Genomic DNA, 7,039 nt, shown 5'->3' on the forward strand with positions numbered 1-7,039 from the left:
GGAGTGACTGTAGAAGTATTTTTAGAAGCTGCATGGCTGCAAGCAGTAGCTTCATCCGAGCTGATGGAAAAAATCTTGGTAGAAGCTAAGTGCCGCTACGATTCAAGAAAACTTGCTGGAAAGCTGAGGCGGCTGATCACAATGCTATCCGGGCGCTGATAGGGAGAGGCTACTGCCATTAAACAGTTAACAGTTGATAGTTGATAGTTGATAGTTGATATAGCAATCCTAAGTGATTTTCTAAATCAGTAAAATCTGAAAGTCTTGCTATACAACAAGTCTAGGAAGACAAGAGGGCGTTGTGTTGTGAGACCAGATCGGATTGCTATAGTTGTCCACACTGTTAAAAGAACGAGTGGAAAGGCACGCAATCAAAAAGGCCATGAGTGGTTTAATTACTGCGATGAAATAACGAACATTTCTCGCAAGTTATTTAACACGGCGCTGAAGTTTGAGGATTTGTGCGAAGTGAGGATTGTCCCCAAAACGGGATGTTATGTTGTTGAAGTAGTTTACTCTGAACCTGACAACAGCCAATTCTTCTGTAGCTTAAACCCAGAATTAGCGGAGGCTATTGATAAAGGAACTATAAGTTTCATCAGAGTCCTAGATGTCAGTCTTGTCCACCTTTTATAGTGCGTCAGCACTTAACGGGAGAGAACGTCACAAAGCCCTAAAATTCCAAATGCTGCACGGCCCGCCGCTTAGTTTCCTCCCCACGCCTGTCATATTTGGCCGTAGTTACCGGAGAAGCATGACCCGCCAACTTTTGCACCGTCACAATATCCACCCCAGCATCGAGGAGGTCCGAGCAAAACGTGCGCCGGAAATCGTGGGGACTAAAAGACTCCACCCCAGCGAGAAACGCCCGCCGCTGCACAATCTTCAACACACCATCCTCCGTCATGCGCCGGCGCTGAATTTCTCCCCCTTTCCGAATCGGGTACAACAGAGGGCCGGTCGCCTCCCCCCTCAAATCGAGCCACTGGGACACCAAAACGCAAGCAGACTCCGGGAGATAAACCGTCCTGTCTTTCTTGCCCTTACCCTCTCGGACGAACAGCGCTCCCGTGGATAGATTGAAATCTCGCTTCAAGAGATTGACCGCTTCAGAGCGACGGATGCCGCCCCCTCGCAAGATAGCAATCAGCGCCGAGTCCCTAACATCAATAGGGGTCTTACCAGAGCAACTTTGCATCAATGCAGCAATCTCACAGAGCGTTAGCGCGCGCCCCCTAACTTTTCCCGATTGCTTGATACTCCTGACATCCACCGCTTTACTGTAATCTATTGGGTCGATTAAATCCAACCGCAGAGCTTCCTTCAACACCCGTCGCAGGGCGCACAGCATTTGGTTCACCGTCGCCGGGGCGTACTTTTTCTCCATAGCCGAGCGCAGAGCCGCCGTATGTCTGTAGCGCAATGCCGCCCAATTCAAAGTCATTGCGTCACACTCCCCACCTGTCAGCATCCGGGCCATGATATTGAGCCCTTCTCTCATGGTTGCCTTTGACCGCTCGCTACCCAAACTGTCGAGGTACACTGCTGCCGGGTGCTGAGTCAGGGGTACCGGACAGGGCAGATTCAAGGTTTCGGGCTGTTGCTCTTCAATTCGGTTGGGCATTTACTCTTTCAAAGTGCCGTTATAAATACTAATTTAGACTAATTTAGACTTGTCTTTATCCAAAATTTACCTTTTAAAAGAGTCGCCCTCAGCAGCACCTGGAGGTTGGTTCTCCCCGCCTGGCAGAGGCTATTAACAAGCAATATTGTTACAATTCTTCATCTAGCGGGTGCATCTTCAAACCTGCATTGAGGAGATTAGCCGCCTGAGCACAGATCGCACCGAAGAGGAATCGCTCAGGCAGCAGCTTCAACAAACTCAAGAAGAACTCAAGCAAACTCAAGAGCAACTAGCAACTGCCAACCAGAAACTCGCAGCAGCCGAACAGCAATTAGCAGATGTTGCTGGCGATCAGGAGGAAGTGGAAAAACTCAAGACACAGGTTGAGACGCTTACCGCCGATCGAGCGGCCGATCGAGAGCAATTCGCGGCAGAACTCGCTAGCAAGTGCGAAGAACTCGATCGCACGCGGGAAGAATTCGATCGCAAGTCCGAAGAACTAGAAAAACTTAAACGGAATCCAACACCAGCGATCGAGCTTTCGGAGCCAGCCGACTTGCTCAATCAATTGAAAGCCTTGCACCCAAAATCGAAGGCTACTTTAGGGGATGTTGAGGTGCTGGTTGAGATAATTGAAGAGTCCTGAGACACACATCCCACGGACATTAGGAATTGATACCCCGGTTCATATCGGGGTTTTTCTGGGTTCGCTTATCCGATCGCCTGATCGCCAGAGTTAATTCAAACGCTGAACGAATATTCTACATCTCTTGAAGTATCTTGATCGGTTTTTGTTGAGGAGACTTTATGGATTTACCGGGCGTCATCTCGACCGACACCTGGAGTCAGACGCCCAAAAGCAATTTCAACACCAAGAAGCGCTAGCAGCATAAGGCTCCCAGCGCTTCTTTTTGGTATACAATAAATTTTGTTTGTTGTCGTGAGTCCGCCAAGATGCACGACAACGTTTGTTTGAGGTAGAACTCAATTAGTCGGTCTCCTAAAAAGAGTGCCGGCTACCCTTATCATGCCACACCTTGTAAGAAAAATAAAGCGCCATTTTTGCGTTGCTTTGCCGATTAATGCTATCGGTAACGGTTCGATCGCACGTTCACAGAATTCTGACACTACCCATAGCTTCGCAAACTCTTCAAACCTAAGCTGTAACTCAATTGTACCAGGTTTAGGTAATTTTGAAAAAGTTTGGAGGGATTTAATTAATTTTAGGCAAGTTTCTGCACTTACCTTTGGAGCAATTGGGGGTGTGGCATGAGTGCGCCAAATTCTTTTACACGATCAAAAGGGAATTGCCCAGTTTGCAACGGCGCAAGAAAAGATTGTCGGATGAACGGCAACCTTTATTTCTGCCGCACGGACAGTTCAAATTCTGCCTTCATCTTAAAAAGTCACGACAAGATTGGCTTCGGCATCTATATAGAAAAAGCTTTAGAGGAGGAACAAGATGCTGAAAAATTAGCAGAATACAAACGCCAGCGAGAGGTCGCCAGAAAGCTCAGACTTGAGCGAGAAACTAAAGACAGGGCCCAACTGCTATCTGTTACCGATCGCGACCAAGAAATCAGAAAAATACTAGGACAACTAACGCTCAACTCCAACCACAGAGAAGATTTGAAGCGACGGGGGTTGTCAGACGAACAGATAGAGGCTGGAATGTTTCGCAGCGTCAGTCCCTACCAAAAATTGCAAACTGCTGTGAGTTCAAATCTTGCCGGAGTCTCGATCGACACTAACGGCAGATCGCTCACAAACACCGAATCCGGTTATATTTGCCCAGTCTGGTCTAGTAACGGGCTAATGATTGGCTGGCAATTGAGACTGGATAATACAGAGGATAACGGCAAGTACAAATGGCCTACAAGCAGATGGAGGAAGCGCCCCAACGGCCCCACCTCTCACTTGCAGAACGGGGAAATGCCTATCACAGTGTGCCGACCCACAGTAATAGATCCCAGTTTCACATCGATCGGACTTGCCGAAGGAATTCTCAAACCTTGGATTGCAGCCCAACTCAGCGGTCAGTTTTTCCTGGGAGCCGCCGGAGGACTGTTTGCCAGTAGCCCTAAAACTTTTAAGGAGGAGCTCGACAAACTTTCAGCCGAACTCGGCACAAACCTGATAATTTTGTATGTCGATGCGGGTTCTCCGGGAAATAAAGACGTGATGCGGGAGTACGCGAAAACTCACAAGTTAATCACAAGCTGGGGATATGAACTGCGGATCGGCTGGTGGGGACAAGTAGAAAAATCTGATATCAGTGGCATTGACGATCTGTTGGCTGCCGGGGAAGCCGAGAGGAAGATTGAGTTATTTTGGGAGGATTTTGAAGCATTCAGTGCAGGCAAAGCAGCCAAAGCTTTAAAAATCTATGAAGGGCTGCTCAATCGAAAATATCCCAAGCCACTGAAGGCGAGCTCCGTTTTGACAAGTGATCGAAAAGTTAATGATGCCACACTTTACTATCCAGGCGAACGCTTGGCAATATGGCAAAAAAATGCTGCTGCGAGCAAGTTCATTATTGACAGCAGTGGCACTGGTACAGGGAAGAGTTACGACACAGGACTTTGCTTAAGAGCGGACTTTGATTGCGATCGCATTATCTACATCAGCAAAGACCACCGGAACGCGAGCACGCCATCGTTGCAAAGCTGGGAAGACTTGGAATCCCGCCACAAAGGACTAACGATCGATAATCTAGGCAACTGGCGACGGGCAAAAGCTGATGATCGTATTGAAGCTGCTGCTAGTTGTGATCGTACAGAGTTAAGCGCCGTACTGCGAGAAAAAAACATATCCGGCAGCGATACCGCCGGCCTGATGTGCCCAACCTGCCCGCACTTTGAGGGCTGCCGTGCCGGGGAAAAGTTTGGTTTTTTAAAGGCACGGAGCCAGGCATTGAAAGCTGAGAGACTTAGAGTTCATCCCGACTCATTACCGCCGACCGACTCCTTTGGCTATGCAGCCGAGGGTAAAACCAAAGGCACAGTCCTGGTTTGGGAAGAGTGGAGTGAATCGCTGAAGTACGGCAAAAATATCACCGTTGAAGAAGGTGACATCACTCACATTATGTTCCTACTTTTATCTGCTGACACCGAAGCCTTCGGATTGACCGACCTGTTAGTAAAACTATGCGAGCTTGTCTCTGGCAAGCATCAAATCCCAAGGTGGGGTTTGCCACACGACAGTCTGCTAGAAATCTTGTTGCCCCTTATAAAAGGGAATATTGATGTTGATGCGATCGCCGAAGTAACGAACCCAAACGACCAGGTACAGGCAATTCTGCACGGGCTAGGGGAACACGGCGTGTCCCTCCAAGACTTGCCTGCTAACTTAAGAAAAAGCTTCACCTCGTCTGATGCCGATTTAGCGGATAAAGCCCAGAAGGTAGCCAAACAGTGGCTGCGGTCTTTCTTGCAGGTAATTACTGGCAATCATCCGGGCTACCTAAATTTAAATAGGGGAGTGCTGTCTATCACAGTTGCCGATAGGCGACTGATTGAAATTGCCCATGCCGCCAAGGCAAATATTTTCCTTGATGCTACCGGTTCACCAAAGAAATTGGCTTTGATGCTGGGAATTGAAAATGAGGGCATCTCGCACATCCAGCAAGCGACATCCAAAAAGGCAGAACTCATTATCAAGCAAATAGTGGATCACGGTCGGCTGGGGATATCGCGAGGGGCTGAGCAAGTTCGCGCGATCGAAGCAATAGTCGCAGCCATTCGGCAGGAAGATCCGGCGGCGGCAGTGATTGATTTTAAAAAATTTACCACTACCGACAGCCAAGCCAAAAACCTAGATTTGAAATGGTTTAGTGAATCGCGCGGCTCAAATTTGGCTCAAGAAGCAAAAACTCTGATTTTGGTTGGAACACCCTGTCGCCCCATCGCCACACTGGCAGCAGAATTTACCTTACTCTACGGGCGATCGCCGAATATCACAAGCCAAGAAACAACTCGGCAGATGATTTTAAGCCGTCCAGCACCTAAAGGGGAGCCGGACATTATTACCTCTAATGAGTCTGTAGATCTAGAATTTCGCGACTATATACACCAAGACATTCATGCCAACATCGATCAGGCAATGGGTCGTCTGCGGGCGAACAGACGCGCTGGAGAGACACTAACAATCTACTTCATCAGTAACTTTGTTCTCGATCTGCCAGTGGAGCTTGTACGGGCCGTTGACATCTGCCTAGAAGCTGCTACACCTATGCAAAAGCTTGAACTGGCGATCGCTCGGTTTGCCCAAGAAGCAATGGGCAAAAATTGCAAGCTGACTTTGACCGCAATCGCAGATTTCTGCAAAGTTAGCAAACAAAGGCTGAGCCAGTTTATCCGGGAGTTGGGGTACGCCACGGCTGAGCAATTTAAAAAACGTCTAGTTTTGCTATTAGAATCCCATAGCAAAACTAGACAAAATTCCCAGGGATATATTCCGTTAGCCGCAGAAAAACAGATTGATTTGTGGGCTGCTCAAATTGGATCTTTGCCCAAATCAGTAATTTTTGCCCTGCTGGAGGGGGCGAGTAAGACGCTTGCCCCGCCACAGCCGGAACCCGCAGGCAGAACGGGCTGGGCGAGCGTGGCGGGTACTGTTTCCCAAGTTGCGATTGCGATCGATGCAGAGCCAGAGGCCGAAAGTCCGAGCGCCCAAAAAGCTTGGGGTTGGTTCCAGCGAAAGCTTGGGGAGTGGATTAAATGCCGGGTGCTGGAGTTTGTTGAGGGTCGCTACCTCTTAGAAGCTAAATCAATGGTTGATTCGGGGATGGTACAGTTCCGAGCTTATCCCGATGATTTGAGATGGGAGGCTCCAATATGCTAGATGCTGCTACCCATATCGAATGCCTTGGCTTTATCCGCGCCACCATTGCCAGCAACGATCGACAAACAGCCCTGGACATCAAAAATGTTTTAGCCGACGTTTGCCAATAGGGCCACGCCGATCGAGCGCAAATTTGGGCTGCACTGACCAAATCCGAAAAACAGCAATTCCAAGATTTGCTAATTCCGATCGCCCACCACTTCGCCACCAGAATCAAACAGGCGATCGGGTGGAGTTCGCCAGGGATTGCGCTAGGTATTGATTGCGATTTGGAGGACGCGATCGACCGTGGTGAAGTGGTGGCGGCGGATGTGGTGGCGGTTGTGGGCGATCGGCACTTCCTAGAGTTTCAGGAATTGGTGGCACGCTGCCCTCGATGGTTTCCTGACTCCGACTTTTACCTGCCTCTCTGCACCACGTCGTTTCAACAAAATACTTGAGTTACCCCCCGATCAGCTTGATGCGGTAACTCTATCGAAGCCGCCACCAAAAAAATTAAGCTGTTGTACCTTTAAATAGGGTATAATAAAAAAGGAGTTTAGTCAATCTCTACAAAAATGCCAGCTAAAAACC

General features: G+C 48.7%; 5 protein-coding genes. 4 read left to right on the plus strand and 1 reads right to left on the minus strand.

The window, feature by feature from the left end; translation table 11 throughout:
• Positions 1-306 precede the first annotated feature (306 nt).
• Entirely contained in the window at positions 307-636 is a 330-nt protein-coding gene (locus QUB12_RS36085) for a hypothetical protein (protein ID WP_333310916.1), read from the plus strand.
• 37 nt (positions 637-673) lie between these two features.
• On the opposite strand, the gene QUB12_RS36090 is transcribed toward QUB12_RS36085, so the two are convergent.
• Positions 674-1,624 (minus strand): tyrosine-type recombinase/integrase, encoded by a 951-nt coding sequence (locus tag QUB12_RS36090; protein WP_333310918.1) that lies wholly within the window; start codon positions 1,622-1,624, stop codon positions 674-676.
• A gap of 169 nt (positions 1,625-1,793) precedes the next feature.
• Between QUB12_RS36090 and QUB12_RS36095 the strand changes: the two genes are divergently transcribed.
• The 3 genes from QUB12_RS36095 (at position 1,794) to QUB12_RS36105 (ending at position 6,906) form a co-directional block, all read left to right on the plus strand.
• Positions 1,794-2,270: a hypothetical protein gene (locus QUB12_RS36095; RefSeq protein ID WP_333310920.1), complete on the plus strand. Its 477-nt coding sequence runs from the start codon at positions 1,794-1,796 to the stop codon at positions 2,268-2,270.
• 698 nt (positions 2,271-2,968) lie between these two features.
• Complete coding sequence (locus QUB12_RS36100; RefSeq protein ID WP_333310921.1) at positions 2,969-6,466, plus strand: hypothetical protein; 3,498 nt, start codon at positions 2,969-2,971, stop codon at positions 6,464-6,466.
• 176 nt (positions 6,467-6,642) lie between these two features.
• Positions 6,643-6,906 carry a hypothetical protein gene (locus QUB12_RS36105; RefSeq protein ID WP_333310923.1) on the plus strand — a complete coding sequence of 88 codons (264 nt, stop codon included), beginning with the start codon at positions 6,643-6,645 and terminating at the stop codon, positions 6,904-6,906.
• Positions 6,907-7,039: the final 133 nt, after the last annotated feature.

Origin of the sequence: Microcoleus sp. B7-D4 (genome assembly GCF_036705125.1) — a bacterium.
In the GTDB taxonomy this organism is placed as follows: Bacteria; Cyanobacteriota; Cyanobacteriia; order Cyanobacteriales; family Microcoleaceae; genus Microcoleus.

Bases quoted from the DNA above. Each gene is read 5' to 3' on its own strand.
- QUB12_RS36090 (WP_333310918.1), bottom strand. From the start codon at position 1,624: ATGCCCAACCGAATTGAAGAGCAACAGCCCGAAACCTTGAATCTGCCC.
- QUB12_RS36100 (WP_333310921.1), top strand. From the start codon at position 2,969: ATGAACGGCAACCTTTATTTCTGCCGCACGGACAGTTCAAATTCTGCC.